The following is a 16,706-nucleotide window of genomic DNA, read 5'->3' as shown; positions in this document are numbered from 1 at the left end:
ACCCCCCCGGTGCCGCCGCCGACCGTCCGATCAGGCCGGAAGTCGTACGACGTCGTAGTCGACGGTCGGGCCGGGCTCGACGTCGAACCGGCCGTTCACCACGTAGAGCGCCGAACCGAGCAGGTCCCCGGTGGCCGGCGACCGCAGCGTGGGGCCGGTGATCTCCCGCCGGACCACTCCGGCGGTCCGGTCGGCGTTCAGCTCGACGACCGCGACGACGTTGCTCAGGTTCCGGATCACGTAGAGGGTGCGACCGCGCAGCACCAGCCCGTCGGCCCGGTCCACCGAGTAGCCGCCGAGATCGACGACCCGGCTGGCGCCGGTGCGCGGGTCGACGCGTACCAGCCGGCCGGTCAACATCTGGGCGACCAGCAGGTCCCCGTCGGGCAGCGCCACGATCCCGTTGTTGAACGCGTCGGGCGTGGCGGCCGGGCCGGTGAGCGGCAGCACCCGGGCAGCGGTGGCAGCGGGCAGCCGACCACCCGGAAGCAGCGGTACGACGTACAGCACCGGGCGGGCCGAGTCGGTGAGGTAGACGGCGTGCCGGGTGACCACGAGGTCGTTGACGATGCTGCCCGGCTCGTCGGTGAACCGGTAGCGGGCCAGTTGTCCGCCGGTCGCACCGTCGTAGACGCTCGCCGTGCCGGCGGAGAAGTCGGCGGTCCACAGCCGACCCTGCGGGTCGAGCTTGAGACCGGCCTTCTGCTGCCCCGGAGCGCCCGCGATGAACACCGAGCCGCGTCCGGTGCGGAGATCGCCCCGCCAGACGGCCCCGTTGCCGACCGACCCGACGTAGACGGTGGTGCCCCGGCCGATCGTCAGTCCTTCGGGGGCGTACCCGTCGGGTAGGGCGATCCGGGACGGGAACGACCTGCCCGGGTGGGCGTACGTGGGCGAGCCGACCGTGGCGAGTGTGGCCGCCGCGACCAGCGGGACGGCGAGAAGAGAGAGCAGCCTGCGCAAGAGGGTCACCGCCTGTCGTCGAGTGGATCACTCCACTGAAGCAATGTGTCGCCCTGGTAACGCAGCGCATACGGCAAAAGGTTGGACCCGGCGCTCAGTCCCGCTCGGCGGCGTACCCGGCCAGCCAGGCGACCTGGGCCGGGTCCAGCGACGGGCGGACACGCTCGCGGGCGGTGGCGACGTGCGCGGCGGTGACGGTTGCCGCGGCCAGGGACTCCCGCATCGCGGCGAGCGCCGCCTCCCGGATCACCGCGGCGCAGTCCGCGGCCGAGAAGCCGGTCAGTTCCGCGCCGAGGGCGGCCAGGTCCACGTCGGACGCCAGCGGCACGTTCCGGGACGCGGCCCGCAGGATCTCCGCGCGCGCCGGACCGTCCGGTGGCGGCACGTAGACCAGCCGCCCCAGCCGACCGGGCCGCAGCAGCGCCGGGTCGACCAGGTCCGGCCGGTTCGTGGCACCGACGACCACCACGTTGCGCAGCGCCTCCACCCCGTCCAGCTCGGTGAGCAGGGCGGCGACCACCCGATCCGTGGTGCCGCCGTCGGTGGCCTGCCCGCGTACCGGAGCCAACGCGTCGACCTCGTCCAGGAAGATCAGTGTCGGTGCGGCCTCCCGGGCCCGGCGGAACAGCTCGCGGACGGCGCGTTCGCTCTCGCCCACCCACTTCGAGAGCAGTTCCGCGCCCTTCACCGAGAGCACGTTCGCCCGGCCCGAGCCCGCGAGCGCGGTGACCAGGTACGTCTTGCCGCAGCCGGGCGGTCCGTAGAGCAGCACGCCGCGCGGTGGCTGTACGCCCAGGCGGGCGAAGGTGTCCGGGTAGGTCAACGGCCAGAGCACCGACTCGGTCAACGTCTGCTTGACCTCGTCCAGGCCACCGACGTCGTCGAGCGTCACCGACGCCAACTCCAGCGTCGAAGCGGCCATCGTCGTCGGCCGGACCACCTCCAGGGCGGCGGTGAAGTCGGCCATCGACACCGTGGGCGTCGACGCGGACTTCTGCCGCAGCGCCGCGCGTACCCCGGCCTCCCGGACCAGCGCCGCCAGGTCCGCCGCGACGAACCCGGGGGTACGTCCGGCCACCTCGTCCAGCCGCACGTCGTCGGCGAGCGGAACCTGCCGGGTCAGCACGGTGAGCTGTTCGCGGCGCAGCGCCGCATCGGGCAGCGGCACGCTGATCCGCAGCGACAGCAGGTCCGGCGCGCGCAGCGCCACGTCGACGGCCTCCGGCCGGCTGCTGGTGCAGACCACGGCGACCCCCGCCCGGACGACCTCCGCGAGCACCTGCCGGAACACCGTGGCCAGCGGGCCGGGCTCGTCCGCCGGGGCCAGTGCCTCCACGTCGGTGACCAGCAGCACCGCCGGCCCGCCGGCCCGGGCCGCCGTCGCGGCGGCGCGCAGCCGGTCGGCGGCGGCCTGGTCGGCCAGCGCGACCACCTCGGGCGCCCACAGCGGGTGTACGCGGGCACCCACCCGGGCCGCGACCGCCCGGACCAGCGCCGACTTCCCGGAGCCGGCCGGCCCGGAGAGCAGCACGCCCAGCGAGATGGTGGTGCCGAGGCGGCCCAGCACCTCCCGGTGGTGGAAGCCGAGGTCGAGGAGTTCGGTCAACTCCTCGGCCTGGGCGCGCAGCCCCGGCAGCTCGTCCACGTCGGGCGCGTCCGTCTCGGCGACGGCGTCGACCGTCCCGGGCCGCCCGGCCGTTGGCGGTGCGCCGTGGGTGGCCGGCCCGTGCTGCCAGGCGACCACCGTGTCCATGGTGACCAGCGACCCGGGGGACTCCTCGACGGCGACCACGGTGAGCAGGGTGCTCGTCCAGGCGAAGCCGACGCTGGTGGCGAGGCTGCGCCGGGCCGCCTCGACGAGTCCGCGTGTCGACGCGTCCGGCAGGACGTCCTGCGGCAGCAGCGACACGTCGTCGCCGACGGTGACCACCTTGCCGAGCAGGGCGAGCCGGAGCATCTCCGGGCTGACCGCCGCGATCACCTCCACCGGCCCGGTCAGGGTGACCCGGGCCGCCGGGGTCAGCGGCAGCGGCGAGACGCGCACGGACGCGCCGTCCCGCACGCCCAGGTTGCCGAGGGTGAGATCGTCGGCGTAGAGCAGGGCGCTGCTCGCGCCGGCCCCGGCCGCCGCCACGATCCCGGCGGTCTCCCGGCGGCCCGCCAGCCGTACGGGGTCGCCCGGGCGCAGGCCCAGCGCGGTCAGCGCCTCCGGGTGCAGCCGCACGATGCCCCGCCGGGCGTCCAGCGCGGCCGGTCGCAGGCTCGCCGTCAGGGTCAGGTCGGGTGGGGCCACCGCCCGACCGTAGTACCCGTCAGCCGGTCCCGCCGTTCAGCGCCGCGGATCCAACTCGTCCAGCAGCGACGGGTCGCGTCGGATCAACTCCGCCAGGCGGGCCGCCGGGTCCGGCGTCAGCCCGTCCGGTCCGGGCGCCCATGCCGGCACCGTCCGCCCGGAGAGCGGCCAGGACGGCGGGGGTTCCACCGGGGTCGTCGCCGGCTCCGGGCCGACCGTCACGTCCGGGCCGTCCCAGGAGACCCGCAGCGGGTACGTCCGACCGGCGTGCTCCACCCGGACGGTCACCGCCAGCCCGGGGTACGCGCCGACGACCTGGCGTACCGCCTCGGTCACCTCCTCGACCGGCCCCCACCCGGCGGTGTCGGCAGGGTCGTCCCGTTCGGCGTGCCGGGCCGGCCCGGCGTTGCGGGCCGGCGTGGTGCCGCCCGGCGCGGCGGTCGGTCCCGGCGGTGGCGTGGTGTCGGCACGGTCGTCGGCCCGCCGACGCCGCGCCTCCTCGCGCCGGGCCAGCCGGGCCAGCGTCTCGTCCAGGTCGCCCCTCACCAGATCACCCCTTCCGCCACGGCCGGAGCCGGTCGCTCAGGCCTTCCTGTCCCGGGTGGCCCGGTCCAACGCGCGGTCCAGGACGACCAGCAGGGCGTCCCGCACCGAAAGCCGGTCCCGGGCGTCGAACTGCACCAGGGGTACGTGGTCGCCGATGGCCAGCGCCCAGCGGATCTCGCCGAGTTCCAGCGCCAGTCGCCCGTCGAACGCGTTGACCCCCACCACGAACGGCAACCCGGCCCGCTCGAAGAAGTCGATCGCCGGGAAGCAGTCGTCAAGTCGGGCGCTGTCGACGACCACGAGCGCGCCGAGCGCGCCCCGGGCGAGGTCGTCCCACATGAAGCCGAAGCGGGACTGCCCCGGGGTGCCGAACAGGTAGAGCTTCAGGCTGCGGTCGATGGTCACACAACCGAAGTCCATCGCCACCGTGGTGGTGGTCTTGGTCGACCGGATGCCCGGGTCGTCCACGCCGATGCCGGCGCTGGTCATCTCGGCCTCGGTGGTCAGCGGCGCGATCTCGGAGATCGCGCCGACCGTGGTGGTCTTGCCCACCCCGAACCCACCCGCGACGAGGATCTTGACCGGTACGGGCGGCGCGGCCGACGGACGCCCGGTCGGTCCCGTGTCGGCCGGCGGCCGGTACGGCGGTGGCGGCGGCGGCCCGGTCGGCGACGGCGCGCTGGCCCGCCCGGACGCTCCAGGAGTGCCCGGAGCCGCGCCGTAGCGGGCGGTGGCGCTGTTGCCGGCGAGACCCCCGATCGGGACGACCGGCCATTCAGGAGATCGCACGAAGTCCATCAATCACTCGCAGGATGAGGTCGGGGTCGTAGGCGTCGTTGGCGTCGGTGACGTGCACGTCCAGGTGCCCGGCGGCCCGCAGGTCGCCGACCAGCACCCGGGTCACGCCGAACTGCAGCCGGGCCCGGGCGGAGATTTCGGCCACCGAGATCGGTTCGGCGCAGAGCGCGATGATCGCCTGAAGCTCCGGCGCCAGCAGGCTGACCGGTGTGCCCGTCCACCGGCCGACGTCGGAGCGGGTCACCTGCGTCTCGAGTCCGATCGCCGGGTCGGCGCCGGCCACCCGGCCGGCGGTGAGCACGAACGGCCGTAGCCCGGCCGGGCCGCCGTCGTCCGGTGCCGGCTCCGGTGCCGCCGGCGTGCCGCCCCCAGCCGGGGGCGGCGTGCGCAGGTAGGGGCGGATCCGTACCCCGGGCTCCGGGTCCGGATCGTCGCCGGCGACGTCGGGAGTCACTGCTGAACGGCGTTCTTCAGCTCGGCGATCAGGCGCGGGGTGAGCGCACCGCCGGCCCGGCCGGCGAAGAGCGTCATCTCGTACGCGACGGTGCCCAGGTTAGCCGAGCGGTCGGCGACGACACCCAACACGGAACCGCTGCTGATGGCGCTGATCAACAGGTATCCGTCGGCCATGTCGACGATCACGCGGTTGAGGCCGCCGAGCGCGTACCAGCTGGCCGCGCCCCCGGCGAGGCTGGTCATGCCGGAGACGACGGCGGCCAGGCGCTCCGCGTTGGAGCGGTCCTTGATGGCCGACATGGCCATCAGCAGCCCGTCCGAGGAGACCGCGATCGCCTCCAACACCCCGGCGGTGCTGGAGGTGAAGGAGTCCAGCAACCAGTTGAACGTGCGGGCCTCGGGGCTGAGGTCCCCGGCGGTGGCCGGTGGGGTCTGGTGGTCGACGTTGTCGTGCAGGAAGGGGCTGGTCACCGTGATGATCCTTCTTCGTTCCGACGATCTGGGCTGACTTCGCGGAGAGCGCGGGCGACGCCCGCCTCGAACTCGGTGATGAGGCTGCGCACCTCGGCCGGGTCGCCGAGCTGCGGGCTGGCTGGTTGGTTGGGCGGTGAGACCGTCAGGTTCGCGCCGGGCACGCGCCGGCTCAGCCGGGGACGGCCCCGGTTGGTGCCGCCGGTGTCCGCCACGGTCGGGCCGAAGCCGCCCGGGGTGGTGGGCAGGTCGACGGTAGCGCCGGAATCCGTCACCGTGGGCCCCGTGCTGGCGGATGGGTCGGTGACCGTCCGCATCGACCAGTTCCCGCCGGGGCCGTCGGCGGGCGGGGCGCTCGACTCGGCCCGGCGTACGCCGGACTGGAACGCCTCGACCAGCGCGCGGGCCGCGTCCGGATCGGCGCTGGTGGCGTCGACCGGCCGGGTGGGTGCGGCGGCTGCGGCGAGGCTGGCGCCGGGCACCCGCTGCCGGATCCGGGGGACGGTGGACGTCCCCGCCGTGGTGGCGCTCTGCGCGGCGGCGGGTTGCGGGGTGGTACGGGCGGTCGCGGCGGCGTCCGCCGCCTCCCGAGCGCCGAAGGCGTCCCAGGACTCACCGGATTCGAGGCTGCGGGTGGCCCGGCTGAGCAGGTCCGTGTCGAGACCGGTTGGTGTCACAGCGGCGGCTGCGGCGACGGCCGGTGCGGCGGTGGCGGGCGCGGCAGCGGCGCCTCGGGCACGGCCGCCCCGGGCGGGGTCGAGAGCAAGCCGTCGTCCCCGGTCCGGTACGGCGGCCCGGGCGACCGTCGCCCCGGCCCGGTCGGCGCGGCGCAGCACCAGTGACGCCTGGGGAATCTCCACCTGGGCGGTCACGCCGCCGCCAACGGTGGCGGCGAGACGCACCTCCCAGCCGTGCCGGCGGGCCAGCCGTCCCACCACGAAGAGGCCGAGCACCTCGGTCGGCGCGAGGTCGAGACGTTCCCGGCGGGTGAGCCGGGCGTTCTCCTCGGCGAGCCGCTGCTCGCTCATGCCGATGCCGTGGTCCACCACGGTGATCCGGGCGCCCGGCCCGGACGCCTCGCCGGTCACCACGACCCGGGTGTGCGGCGGGGAGAAGACCGTCGCGTTCTCCATCAGCTCGGCCAGTGCCAGGACGAGGTCGCCGATGACGGCCGGCGCGGCGGCGACACCGGCCGGCACCTGCACGTCGACGCGGGTGTAGTCCTCGATCTCACCGAGCGCCAACCGGACCACGTCGGCAAGTGGAACGGGCGCGGTGTGCGCGTCGGCGCCGGCCGAGCCGGAGAGCACGACGAGGCTGCCGGCGTTGCGGCGCAGCCGGCTGGAGATGTGGTCGAGCCGGTACAGGTGCTCCAACCGGCCCGCGTCGGCCTCCTGCTGTTCCAGCCGGTCGATCAGCGCGAGCTGCCGGCTCACCAGGTTCTGGGTACGCCGCCCGACGTGCCCGAACATCTGCGCCACGTTGCGCCGGCCGGCGATCTGCCGCTCGACCAACTGGGCGGCGGTGTTCTGCACCCGGTCGAACGCCCGGGCCAGGTCACCGATCTCGTCGCTGGAGGAGATGACCACCGGCTCCAACCGGACGGACTGGGCGCTCTCCGCCTCGTCGTCGGTGACCCGGACCAGCTCTGCCTCCGCGACCCGGGCGACCCGGTCGGCGGATCGGGTGAGCTGGGTCAGCGGTCGGGCCACCGTACGCGCCACCGCCGCGCTGAGCAGCACCACCAGCGCCAGGATCAGCGCCGCCGCGCCAGCCACCAGGTAGGCGGCGGTCAGCGCGCGCTGCTGGTCGGCCTTCACCTCGGCGAGAACGTCGGCGACGATCTTCTTCTCGACGAACTGGCCGAGCCGGATCATCGTGCGGACGGCCGGGAACAGCGCCTCCAACGGCACGTCGCGGACCGCCCCGGCCGGGTCCCGGGCGCTGGTGATCAGGAAGTCGGGGCTGGTACGCGCGGCCACGGCGGCGTCGTTGAGCTGGGCCACCTTGAGCTGTTCGGGGGTGATCAGGCTGCGGAAGCGCGCGTTGTCGACCTGGAGAGCGGCGATGCACGCCACGTAGCCGGCGGTGGTGTCCGGAGTGCCGATCGCCTTGACCAGGATGCTCAGGGTGGCGCAGGCGCCGATGCCCTCGTCGGCGCGGAGCAGCCCGTCCAGGGCGAGCACCTGGCGGCCGGGCAACGTCTCGGTGTCCACACTGAAGACCAGCCGGAGCGATCCGATCAGCTCCCGGTTGACCGGCCCGAAGGCGTCCATCACCTGGCCGGGGTTCGCGGTCCGGGCCAGCACCCCCCGGCGCAGGTCGCCGAGCCGGGACACGCCACCTAGCGCGTGGTCGACCTGCTCGGTCAGCGCGTCGCCGCCGTCGGCCCGCAGGTCGGCCACCCGGTCGTCCACGTCGGCCGCCTTGCGGATCACCTGTGAGCGGTCGACCTGGCCGAGGAGGTAACCGATCGACAGGATGCGCTCCTGTTGGAGGTCCTGGACGAGGCTGCCGACCCGACTGGCGAGCCGTACCTGGTCGGTGATGTCGGCGGCACGCTGGGCGGCGGCCACCCGGTCGAGCACCACGGGCACCGCGAGACCGACCATGCTCAGCAGGGGAATGACCACGAGCAGCGCGAGCTTCCCGCGGATCCGGAGCCTAGCGAGCAGCATCGAACGGCCCCCACTGCTCGGCCACCGGCTCGTGGGCCGCGCCCACCGGTTGCAGCGGTCGGATGTCGGTCGCGGCCGGTGGCTGCCAGCGGTCGCCGGGCGGCGGGGTGGCCGAGGTCGTGGCTTCCGGTGTGGCGGCCCGCCGACGTGTCCGCCGGTCGGCGGCGATCAGCAGCCCGGCGAGCCAGATCAGCACCAGCGCGGCCACCGTGGCCGCCCCGACGGCCAGCCACCGGTCCCGGGCCAACCCGTCGATCCGTTCGGTGAGCAAGGTGTCCAGCTCGCCGAGGATGACGGGCTGAAGCTGCCGGGCGGCGTTGCGCGAGTTGAGCGCGGTGGCGGCCAGTTGGCCCTGGTCCACCGTTCCGGAGGCGCTGGGCGTCGAGTAGAGGGCCAACGCCTCCACCGACCGCTGGTAGGCGTCGAGGGGGGTCAGCACGTTGGCGCCCAGGTCGGTGCTCTCCGAGTTGTCCACGGCGGAGCGCAGGTTGTCGACCACGTCGGTCGCGGGCGACAGGGCGGCCACCCGCAGGCCGGCCAGCTCCATCAGGCTCCGGGGCCGTTCGGCGGCCGGTCGTCGGCTGGCGAGCACACCCAGGTCGGCGAGCCGGCCGGCGGCCACCACCGCCTCGGGCAGCTCCTGGCCGGCGCTGTCCTGGAGGAAGAAGGAGTCGGCGCCCGGGTCACGACCCAGCCCGGAGCTCTCCCGGACCTTGTGGTGCAGGGCGAGCAGCAGGTCGGTGACCTCGCCGTACGCGGTGAAGGCGGCCTCCGGGTCGGCGGGGCTGCGGTCACGCAGCGCCTCCAGCTTGGCCCGCAACCCGGCCCACCGTTCCTGCGTGCGGAGTTCCCCGCCGATGCGGGCGTCGACCGCGGCGGCCTGTTCGACAGCGCGGGTCAGGGGCTCGCCGGGGACGGGACGGCCGGCGACGGCGGTGGTCTGGGCCTCCACCAGTGTCTCGGTGACCGGGGCCAGCGCGCGGAGGTACTCCACGCCGAGTCGTTCCCGGTCGGCCAGGCTCCGATCGTCGTCGGTGTGTCGCCAGGTCGACGTGAAGAGCATGCCGACCGGCGCGAGCAGCGCGACGATGAGCAGCAACGGCAGCGAACGGCCGAGCATGGACGTTCGTCGACGGGCCCGCGGCGCGGGGACTGTCATGGTGTGTCTCCTCCGGCGTCGGGCGGGGGATCGGCGCGGTGTCGGGTTCGCCGACAAGTCCCGTCCACCGGACCGGAAAACTAACCGAACCCCAGGCAAGCCGGTCGGTTGCGACGAGTCAGGTTTGCGTCAGTTCGAGTGATGTCACCGTTCGTCAGGGTTCCGGGCACGCTCTGTCCCATTCGCTGGTGTGACATGAAGGCATCGAGGGTGATATCCGCGAAAGATCGGAATTCACGGGATCCGAACTCAACTCACTGGCCCGCCATGCCGGCTGCTCGGACGCACCGGGCCGGATCACCGATCGGGGCAACCGGACGGACGTACGGCGGATCTCAGCCAACGCTCAGGCTGCGCGCCGTAGCGTGTGCCGCATGAGATCACCGTCGCCGGCCGCGTGGGTCCGGCGTGCCCTGCCCACCCGCCGCCGTGTGATCGCCGCGGCGGTGGTCGTCGTGCTGGTGGCGGTCGCCGTCGGCTGGGCGGTGTGGCCACAGGGATCGGACGTCCGCACCCGGAGCGCGATGCTCACCGTCCGCTCCGGACCGTCCGGCGACGTGCCCGTGGACCTGGACACCACCTTCTACCTTCCGCCCGGCGCGTCGTCCGGTCGGAAGGTGCCCGCGGTCCTGCTGGCGCACGGCTTCGGCGGCACGAAGGAGTCGGTGCGCTCGGATGCCGAGGAGTTCGCCGGACGCGGCTACGCGGTGCTGACCTGGACGGCGCGGGGCTTCGGCCGCAGCGGCGGCGAGATCCACCTGGACAACCCGGACTACGAGGTGCGCGACGCCCAGCGGCTGCTGGACTGGCTGGCCGCCCGGCCCGAGGTGCGGACCGACGCACCCGGCGACCCGAAGGTCGGAGTGGTCGGCGGCTCGTACGGCGGCGGCCTGGCGCTGCTGCTGGCCGCCCAGGACCGTCGGGTGGACGCGATCGTCCCCATGATCACCTGGAACGACCTGTCCCGCGCGTTCCTGCCGGAGAGCACCGGCGCGGCGCCGACCGAGGGCGTGTTCAAGAAGGGGTGGGCCGGCCTCTTCTTCGGCGGCGGCGGCAACGTGGGCAGCGGCCCGGCCGGGCTCTCCGGCACGACCGCCGCCCAGCCCGAGGGAGCGCCAGCGTCCGCCGGCCCACCGAGCCCCGGGCCGGGCGCGGGCCCCGGAACCGCGCCCGGTGGCCTGCCGGCCGGCGCCGCCGACCCGTCCTGCGGGCGGTTCGCGGCCGACGTCTGCGCCGCGTACCTGCGGATCGCCACCACGGGCCGGGCCGACCAGGCGGCCGTCGACCTGCTGCGCCGGTCCAGCCCGGCCGCCGTGCTGGACCGGATCAAGGCGCCGACCCTGCTGGTGCAGGGCGAGGCGGACACGCTCTTTCCGCTCGGCGAGGCGGACGCGAACGCGCGCGGCATCGCCGCCGCCGGCACCCCGGTGCGGGTCGCCTGGTTCACCGGCGGACACGACGGTGGCACTGGACCGCGCTCGGACTCCGACCGCGTGAAGTTCCTGACCGTCCAGTGGCTCGACCACTACGTCAAGGGCGAGGGCGACGCGCCCGGCGACGACTTCACCTGGTCCCGGATCGCCGGGTTCGACGCGCTCGACCGGGGCCTGGTCGCCACCGGTTTCCGCCGCGCCGACTACCCGGGCCTGGCCGGCAACGCCCGTCGGGAGGTGGCGGTCGTCGGCCCGGCGCAGCCGATCGCGAACCCGCCGAGCGGCAACCCGGCCGCCATCTCCTCGGTCCCGTTCGCCGGTGGCCTCGCCTCGCTGCTCGACGGGGTGGCCGGCGACGTGCCCGGCCAGCACGCGCGCTTCGAGTCGGCGCCGCTGACCGAGGCGGTCGACGTGGCCGGCGCGCCCACCGTGACCGTGCGGGCCGCCTCGCCGACCGGGGAGGCGGTGCTCTTCGTCAAGCTCTACGACGTCGACAAGGACGGCGCGGCGACCCTGCCGAACGGGCTGGTCGCACCCATCCGCCTCACCGGCCTGCCGCAGCGGGTGCAGGACGCCCGCCCGGTCACCGTGACCCTGCCCGGGATCGTCCGCCGGATCGAGGCGGGACACCGGCTGCGCCTGGTGGTCGCCAGCTCCGACCAGGCGTACACCACGCCCGCCGCGCCCACCGTCTACACGGTGGCCGCGGACGGCGCGGTCAGCCTGCCCACGGTCGACGGCGAGCCGATCCCCACCGCGGCGACCGTCTGGCGCTGGGTGCTCGCCGGGCTGCTCGCCGCCATCCTGATCGGGCTCGTCGTGGTCGTCGCCGTGGTCCGCCGCCGGCACCGCCGCCAGGACCGCTCGGTGCATCCGGAGTACGCGGACACGCCGCTGGCCGTGCGCGCGCTGCGCAAGGAGTACGCGGACGGCTTCGTGGCCGTGTCGAACGTGGACTTCGAGGTACACCCGGGCCAGGTGGTGGGCCTGCTGGGGCCCAACGGCGCGGGCAAGACCACCACCCTGCGGGTGCTGATGGGACTGACCCAGCCGACCGCCGGCGAGATCTACGTGTTCGGTCGTCGGCTGGTGCCCGGCTCGCCGGTGCTGTCCCGGATCGGCGCGCTGGTGGAGGGGCCGGGATTCCTGCCACACCTCTCCGGCCTGGCGAACCTGCGGGCGTACTGGCGGGCCACCGGACGACCGGCCGAGGACGCGCACTTCGACGAGGCGTTGGAGATCGCCGGGCTGGGCGACTCGGTGCACCGGAAGATCAAGAACTACAGCCACGGCATGCGGCAGCGGCTCGCCATCGCCCAGGCCATGCTCGGCCTGCCCGAGCTGCTGGTGCTGGACGAGCCGACCGACGGGCTCGACCCGCCGCAGATCGCCGAGATGCGCCGGGTGCTCCAGCGGTACGCCACCGACGGCCGGGCGGTGCTGGTCTCCAGTCACCTGCTGGCCGAGGTGGAGCAGACCTGCACGCACGCGGTGGTGGTGAACAAGGGCCGGATCGTCGCCTCCGGACCGGTCCAGGAGATCGTGGGCGAGTCGCCGAGCGTGCTGTTCGACGTCACCGATCCGGCGGCGGCGCGCGCCGTGCTGGACCGGCTGCACGGCGTACGGGTGCTGCCGGAGAGCGACGGGCAGTTGGTGGTGGACACCAACGGCACGGCCCGCAGCGAGGTGGTGGCCGAGCTGGTGCGCGCCGGCATCGGGGTGGACCGGGTGGTGCCCCGGCGACGCCTGGAAGACGCGTTCCTCGCCCTGGTGGGCGAGAACTCTCGGGGAAGCGGTGACCGGTGATGTCAGTTGTCGACGCGGGCGAGGCCCGGGGCTACCGGCCGTCGGCCACCATGCCCTTCGCGGCGGAGTTCCGCCGGCAGGCGTCCCGGCGGCGGACCCAGCTCGCGCTCGGGTTCATGGTGCTGCTGCCGCTGATCATCCTGATCGCCTTCCAGTTCAACTCCGGCGGCGACGACGACAACGGCAACAACGAGTTCGCCAGCCTCGTCGACCTGGCCACCTCGGGAGGGCTCAACTTCACCCTCTTCTCCATCTTCGTGTCGGCGTCGTTCCTGCTGGTGGTGGTCGTCGCGCTGTTCTGCGGCGACACGGTGGCGAGCGAGGCGAGCTGGGGGAGCCTGCGCTATCTGCTGGCCATCCCGGTGCCCCGGGCGCGGCTGTTGACGGTGAAGCTGGTGGTCGCGCTCGCGTACTCGGGGCTGGCCCTGGCGTTGTTGGCCGGTACCGCCCTGCTCGCGGGCACCCTGCGCTACGGCTGGTCGCCGCTGCGCAGCACGGTTGCCGCCGAGCTGGAGCCGGGCGAGGGGCTGCTGCGGTTGCTGGCGGTGCTCGGCTACCTGGCGGTCGTACTCCTGGTGGTGGCCGGCCTGGCGTTCCTGCTGTCGGTGACGACGGACGCCGCGCTCGGCGCGGTCGGCGGCGCGGTTCTGCTGTGGATCCTGTCCAGCATCCTGGACCAGATCACCGCACTGGGCGTGCTGCGGGACTTCCTGCCCACCCACTTCAGCACCGCCTGGCTCGGGTTGCTGTCCACGCCGGTGCAGACCGACGACGTGGTACGCGGCACCATCTCGGCGATCAGCTACGCGACGCTGTTCTGGGGATTGGCGTTCTGGCGCTTCACCCGCAAGGACATCACGTCGTAGGCGTCCGCCAGGCGCTGACGCCGATCCGCCCGGTGTTGCCCACGTCGACCGGGCCGTGCGGGTCGACCTCCTCGGCCGGCTGACCAGCGGCGGGCGCCACCGACAGGTACGCCCCGTCGGTGGCCACCACCGTCGAGTCGGTGACCAGGTTGCGCCACAGGACGGTGGCGACGGCCCGTTCGCCTTCTTGCAGCGTGATCGGCTGCGGCGGCTGGTCGAAGCCCGACGTGATGCCCTGCGCCCCGTTCACCACGCTCAGGATGATCGGCTTGCGCCGCTCGTCGAGGACCCACACCGTCGGGTAGCCGTCGAGCCGGTAGGGGCGGTCGCCGCAGTTGACCAGCTCCAGGCCGAGGGCGCGCAGCCCCATCGCGGCGTCCCCACCGGTCGAGCGGATCCGGACGCCGGACGCCGGGCACGTGGGTACGGGCTCGGCGCTCGCCGACGGGGCGGGGCTCGACGGTTTCGGCGGCGGGCCGGTCGGGTCGCCGCCCTGCCCCGCGTGATCGCGCGGCACACACGCGCTGAGCGTGACCAGCAGAGCGGCTGCCACGCCGACCCGTCGCCCGCTGACGTTGCGAAAGATCATTCCTCGATCCTCGCCGACGGCCGTGGTCCGCCGCTGCCCGGGCGGTCGTCGTTCGCTCTGGGTTCGACCTGCCGTCCCCTGTTCAGACGCTGTCGAGCTGCCCCAGATATGGGGCAGCTCTGCCTCCGGCCGGCGTCCGCATCGGGGATGTGTCCGGCCGTGAGTCGCACAACCCGCCACCATGGTCGATGGGCAGGGCACAGCGCGCGCCGCCGGGTAGTCGGTGGTCGCACCAGACGCGGGTACGCACGAACTGGCGGTCCTCCTCGCTCAGCGTCGTCTCACCGAAGTCGATCGCGGTGACGTGCCCGAGCGAGTCGCGCAGCGCCTCGGCCAGCGCCCGTGCGCCGTCGATGCTGGTCAGGGTGGTCGGTAGGTGCACGATCCAGCGTGCTGGAACCTCGTACTCCGTCATGCTGCTCCCTCCGGCTTGGGCTTACGCGGTCGACCCGGACAACCCTTCGGTGTACGACGTGAGCGCCTCCACTGCCGCCGTCAGGCTCTCGGCCATCAGGTCGAGCTGCTCGGCGGCCCGGGACCACTGCCCACTCGCCGTCTCGGCGGCCAGGTCGGGCTGACCGGCATCGGCGAGCTGCTGCCGAGCTGCGCTGATCCGGGCCGGAAGCTGACCGACCCGCGCGGCGGCGGCACCGAACTGCTCGCGGGCGGTGTCCAGTACCTCGACCAGGTCTCCGATGCTGGGCTGGCCGGCTGCCGTGCGCAGCCGGCTCACGCCGTCGCTGAGTTGCCGTTCGGCATCAGCGGCCAGGTCGAGCGCGTCGTCTCCGCGACGCCGCGCGTGCCGGATCGCCGGATGGGCGCAGCCGGCGCTGGTCCGCTCCAACAGGACGGTCGCGGCGGCCACCGCGAGGTACGTCTCGCGCAGCTCGCCGGTCACCTGCTCGACCTCCCAGGCGGCGCTCGCCTCGGTCACGGTCACGGTGGGCCTCCTCTCGGTTGTGGGGTGCCGGGGCAGCGCGACAACCAGCTCGAATGGGGGACATTCGAGCCGCCCTGTGCGCTGCCCCGGCGTGGGTCCGGGGCTTCCCGGAGTGATGAACCAGCCCTGGTGCCAACCCGGGAGGCTCATCCTCACGCTATTTCACCTAGTGACATAGGTCAACCATGTTCTTGAGGGTGGATCGCGTGTCGTGATCAGATGGGATTGCCAACCCGGGAGGACCGCCCATGCCCGCGATCCCACTGAGCTATGTCGACATCGCTGCGGACGTCGCCGCTCGTATCAAGGCCGGCGAGTATGAGCCGGGTGCCAAGCTGCCCTCCTACACGCAGCTCGCCGACCTCTACTCGGTGTCGTTCTCGACTGCAGCGCGTGCCGTTGCGCTCCTGCGTGACCGGGGTGTCGTTGTCGGCGCACCGGGGCGCGGAGTCTTCGTCAAGGAGCTGGATCCCGGCAAGTCATAACGGGTGGACCGGGCGCAGGTCGGCCCGACGGCGGTCGGTACGTCAGGTGCCCACCTCGACCGAGTCGTCGCATCGGAGGCGGACGCTTGCCCCATATTCGGGGCAGCTCGACAGGGTGTACGGGCACCACGCCAGCCGGTACGTTGAGGACTCGGGAGCGCTCCCAGTGCGCGAGAGCTACTGCCGCGTGTGGATCAAATTAGGGCAAAGCTGTAGATCCCGCACTGCGCCCTGGGTGCTACCGACGGGGATTTTCCCACTAGCAAGGAATTTATTAACATCGATGGCTTGAGGCCCCACCATGGAAGAGATCTGTTCCCTTCGATGGAGGTCTCCATGAACGTCTCTCGGCTCGGCGGGCCGACCCTGTCCCTGTTCCGCATCGTGATCGGCCTGCTGTTCACGCTGCACGGACTCTCCTCGGTCTTCGGGTTGTTCGGCGGCAACCCGATGACCGGCAAGGCCATCCCGCTCGGCACCTGGCCGGGCTGGTGGGCCGCCCTGATCCAGCTCATCTGCGGCGCGCTGGTGCTGGCCGGGCTCTTCACCCGGCCCGCCGCGCTGCTCGCGTCCGGCTCGATGGCGTACGCCTACTTCGTCGTGCACCAGCCGGACGACCTGCTGCCGCTGCGCAACGGCGGTGAGCTGGCAGCCCTCTTCTGCTGGTCGTTCCTGCTGGTCGCGACGCTGGGCTCGGGCCCGTGGGCGCTCGACTCGCTGCTCTTCAAGCGTCGCGCCGACGAGTCTGCGCCGGCGATGGCCGAGCCCAGCCCGGTGAACGCCTGACCGCACCCGTGACGCGCGTCGCCGGAGCCATGGCGTGTCGGCTCCGGCGACGCGTGCGTGTCGGCCGTCAGGCCGGCGGGCGGGGGGCGAGGACCGCGTCCAGCAGGCCCGGGTAGCGCGCGTCAACCTCGTCGCGGCGCAGTCGGACCAGGCGGCTCGTGCCGGCGGCCCGGGTGCGGGTCAGGCCGGCCTCGCGCAGCACCTTCAGGTGGTGGCTGCGGGTCGCCTTGGAGACGCCGAAGTCGAAGCTGCCGCAGGCCGCCTCGCCGCCCTCGGCGAGCGCCCGGACGATCTGCAACCGCACGTCGTCGGCGAGCGCGGCCAGTACGGCGGTTACCGGTACGGCGGTCAGGTCGGGTTCGTGCGGCTCCATGTGACCAGTCTAACCCTTGTTCGACAACGATCGAACAACACCCTATGGTCGGTGTCGTTGGTTC

General features: G+C 73.5%; 16 protein-coding genes. 4 read left to right on the top strand and 12 right to left on the bottom strand.

Annotated elements, in window-relative coordinates:
- Positions 1-30: 30 nt before the first annotated feature.
- The 8 genes from ACN269_RS17600 to ACN269_RS17565 all read right to left on the bottom strand — a co-directional run bounded on the left by ACN269_RS17600 (position 31) and on the right by ACN269_RS17565 (position 9,364).
- Positions 31-972, bottom strand: a complete 942-nt coding sequence (locus ACN269_RS17600; protein ID WP_421473455.1) for a superoxide dismutase — start codon at positions 970-972, stop codon at positions 31-33.
- 85 nt (positions 973-1,057) lie between these two features.
- Positions 1,058-3,256, bottom strand: coding sequence for an AAA family ATPase (locus ACN269_RS17595; protein WP_421473454.1), 2,199 nt, complete (start codon positions 3,254-3,256; stop codon positions 1,058-1,060).
- A 36-nt stretch (positions 3,257-3,292) separates the two neighbouring features.
- Positions 3,293-3,802 (bottom strand): hypothetical protein, encoded by a 510-nt coding sequence (locus tag ACN269_RS17590; RefSeq protein WP_421473453.1) that lies wholly within the window; start codon positions 3,800-3,802, stop codon positions 3,293-3,295.
- Positions 3,803-3,838: 36 nt separating this feature from the next.
- Complete coding sequence (locus tag ACN269_RS17585; RefSeq protein WP_421473452.1) at positions 3,839-4,600, bottom strand: GTP-binding protein; 762 nt, start codon at positions 4,598-4,600, stop codon at positions 3,839-3,841.
- Positions 4,578-5,054, bottom strand: a complete 477-nt coding sequence (locus ACN269_RS17580) for a DUF742 domain-containing protein (protein ID WP_421473451.1) — start codon at positions 5,052-5,054, stop codon at positions 4,578-4,580. Before ACN269_RS17580 ends, ACN269_RS17585 begins: the two co-directional genes overlap by 23 nt.
- Positions 5,051-5,527 (bottom strand): roadblock/LC7 domain-containing protein, encoded by a 477-nt coding sequence (locus ACN269_RS17575; protein WP_421473450.1) that lies wholly within the window; start codon positions 5,525-5,527, stop codon positions 5,051-5,053. The genes ACN269_RS17580 and ACN269_RS17575 overlap by 4 nt, the downstream gene beginning before the upstream one ends.
- A complete protein-coding gene (locus tag ACN269_RS17570; RefSeq protein WP_421473449.1) occupies positions 5,524-8,205 on the bottom strand; it encodes a nitrate- and nitrite sensing domain-containing protein in 2,682 nt (893 codons plus the stop codon). The genes ACN269_RS17575 and ACN269_RS17570 overlap by 4 nt, the downstream gene beginning before the upstream one ends.
- Positions 8,192-9,364 carry a hypothetical protein gene (locus tag ACN269_RS17565; RefSeq protein WP_421473448.1) on the bottom strand — a complete coding sequence of 391 codons (1,173 nt, stop codon included), beginning with the start codon at positions 9,362-9,364 and terminating at the stop codon, positions 8,192-8,194. The genes ACN269_RS17570 and ACN269_RS17565 overlap by 14 nt, the downstream gene beginning before the upstream one ends.
- Before the next feature lie 374 nt (positions 9,365-9,738).
- Between ACN269_RS17565 and ACN269_RS17560 the strand changes: the two genes are divergently transcribed.
- Together ACN269_RS17560 and ACN269_RS17555 are read left to right on the top strand one after the other, a co-directional pair.
- Positions 9,739-12,603 carry an alpha/beta fold hydrolase gene (locus ACN269_RS17560; RefSeq protein ID WP_421473447.1) on the top strand — a complete coding sequence of 955 codons (2,865 nt, stop codon included), beginning with the start codon at positions 9,739-9,741 and terminating at the stop codon, positions 12,601-12,603.
- A complete protein-coding gene (locus ACN269_RS17555) occupies positions 12,603-13,469 on the top strand; it encodes an ABC transporter permease (RefSeq protein WP_421473446.1) in 867 nt (288 codons plus the stop codon). Before ACN269_RS17560 ends, ACN269_RS17555 begins: the two co-directional genes overlap by 1 nt.
- Here ACN269_RS17555 and ACN269_RS17550 read toward each other — a convergent pair.
- The 3 genes from ACN269_RS17550 to ACN269_RS17540 form a co-directional block, all read right to left on the bottom strand.
- Positions 13,459-14,058, bottom strand: a complete 600-nt coding sequence (locus ACN269_RS17550; RefSeq protein ID WP_421473445.1) for a DUF4232 domain-containing protein — start codon at positions 14,056-14,058, stop codon at positions 13,459-13,461. The genes ACN269_RS17555 and ACN269_RS17550 overlap by 11 nt on opposite strands.
- Before the next feature lie 82 nt (positions 14,059-14,140).
- The gene (locus ACN269_RS17545) at positions 14,141-14,473 is read right to left on the bottom strand and encodes a hypothetical protein (protein ID WP_421473444.1); all 333 of its coding nucleotides are present in this window, start codon (positions 14,471-14,473) and stop codon (positions 14,141-14,143) included.
- A gap of 21 nt (positions 14,474-14,494) precedes the next feature.
- Positions 14,495-14,998, bottom strand: coding sequence for a hypothetical protein (locus ACN269_RS17540; protein WP_421473443.1), 504 nt, complete (start codon positions 14,996-14,998; stop codon positions 14,495-14,497).
- Positions 14,999-15,246: 248 nt separating this feature from the next.
- Between ACN269_RS17540 and ACN269_RS17535 the strand changes: the two genes are divergently transcribed.
- Positions 15,247-15,483, top strand: a complete 237-nt coding sequence (locus tag ACN269_RS17535; RefSeq protein WP_421473442.1) for a winged helix-turn-helix domain-containing protein — start codon at positions 15,247-15,249, stop codon at positions 15,481-15,483.
- A 336-nt stretch (positions 15,484-15,819) separates the two neighbouring features.
- Complete coding sequence (locus ACN269_RS17530) at positions 15,820-16,269, top strand: DoxX family protein (RefSeq protein ID WP_421473441.1); 450 nt, start codon at positions 15,820-15,822, stop codon at positions 16,267-16,269.
- 67 nt (positions 16,270-16,336) lie between these two features.
- On the opposite strand, the gene ACN269_RS17525 is transcribed toward ACN269_RS17530, so the two are convergent.
- Positions 16,337-16,642 carry an ArsR/SmtB family transcription factor gene (locus ACN269_RS17525; protein ID WP_421473440.1) on the bottom strand — a complete coding sequence of 102 codons (306 nt, stop codon included), beginning with the start codon at positions 16,640-16,642 and terminating at the stop codon, positions 16,337-16,339.
- Between the last annotated feature and the right edge of the window lie 64 nt (positions 16,643-16,706).

Origin of the sequence: Micromonospora sp. WMMD736, assembly GCF_049179015.1 — a bacterium.
Lineage (GTDB): Bacteria > Actinomycetota > Actinomycetes > Mycobacteriales > Micromonosporaceae > Micromonospora.
This window is presented reverse-complemented; position numbering and strand designations above follow the sequence as displayed.

Excerpts from the sequence above, each read along its gene's own strand:
- ACN269_RS17560 (WP_421473447.1), top strand. The coding sequence starts at position 9,739 with ATGAGATCACCGTCGCCGGCCGCGTGGGTCCGGCGTGCCCTGCCCACC.
- ACN269_RS17550 (WP_421473445.1), bottom strand. The coding sequence starts at position 14,058 with ATGATCTTTCGCAACGTCAGCGGGCGACGGGTCGGCGTGGCAGCCGCT.
- ACN269_RS17585 (WP_421473452.1), bottom strand. The coding sequence starts at position 4,600 with ATGGACTTCGTGCGATCTCCTGAATGGCCGGTCGTCCCGATCGGGGGT.
- ACN269_RS17530 (WP_421473441.1), top strand. The coding sequence starts at position 15,820 with ATGAACGTCTCTCGGCTCGGCGGGCCGACCCTGTCCCTGTTCCGCATC.
- ACN269_RS17535 (WP_421473442.1), top strand. The coding sequence starts at position 15,247 with ATGCCCGCGATCCCACTGAGCTATGTCGACATCGCTGCGGACGTCGCC.
- ACN269_RS17525 (WP_421473440.1), bottom strand. The coding sequence starts at position 16,642 with ATGGAGCCGCACGAACCCGACCTGACCGCCGTACCGGTAACCGCCGTA.
- ACN269_RS17565 (WP_421473448.1), bottom strand. The coding sequence starts at position 9,364 with ATGACAGTCCCCGCGCCGCGGGCCCGTCGACGAACGTCCATGCTCGGC.
- ACN269_RS17570 (WP_421473449.1), bottom strand. The coding sequence starts at position 8,205 with ATGCTGCTCGCTAGGCTCCGGATCCGCGGGAAGCTCGCGCTGCTCGTG.
- ACN269_RS17545 (WP_421473444.1), bottom strand. The coding sequence starts at position 14,473 with ATGACGGAGTACGAGGTTCCAGCACGCTGGATCGTGCACCTACCGACC.
- ACN269_RS17555 (WP_421473446.1), top strand. The coding sequence starts at position 12,603 with ATGTCAGTTGTCGACGCGGGCGAGGCCCGGGGCTACCGGCCGTCGGCC.